Origin of the sequence: Bacillus cereus group sp. BfR-BA-01383 (assembly GCF_022663495.1) — a bacterium.
Classification (GTDB): Bacteria; Bacillota; Bacilli; order Bacillales; family Bacillaceae_G; genus Bacillus_A; species Bacillus_A cereus_AU.
In genome coordinates this window covers 1-278 of record NZ_JAKUFP010000130.1, presented here as the reverse complement: position 1 = coordinate 278, position 278 = coordinate 1, and the positions used below count along the sequence as shown (strand labels likewise).

Sequence of the window (278 nt, the reverse complement as noted above, 5' to 3'; positions counted from 1 at the left end):
TGAAAAATTGATTGCCATTATTGAAAACAAACCACAAATCGCTCATCTACCGGCCGTAAAGGAAAAATTGAACGTGTTAAAAGAATCTGTAGAAGATACGCAAGAACATCTAAATTATTCAACAGATACCGATGCACGAGTAGGACATAAAACAGCAGACAGTTCTTTCTTTGGTTATAAAACACACTTAGCAATTAGTGATGAACGTATTATTACAGCAGCAGTCGTTACAACAGGTGAAAAATCAGATGGACATTATCTACAAGAACTGATTGAAA

The 278-nt window shown here is 34.9% G+C and carries 1 protein-coding gene; it reads left to right on the top strand.

Going from position 1 to position 278, the window contains the following annotated elements:
* Positions 1-278, top strand: a 278-nt coding sequence (locus MR065_RS27260) for a transposase (protein ID WP_242215751.1), incomplete at both ends; no start/stop codon positions are given.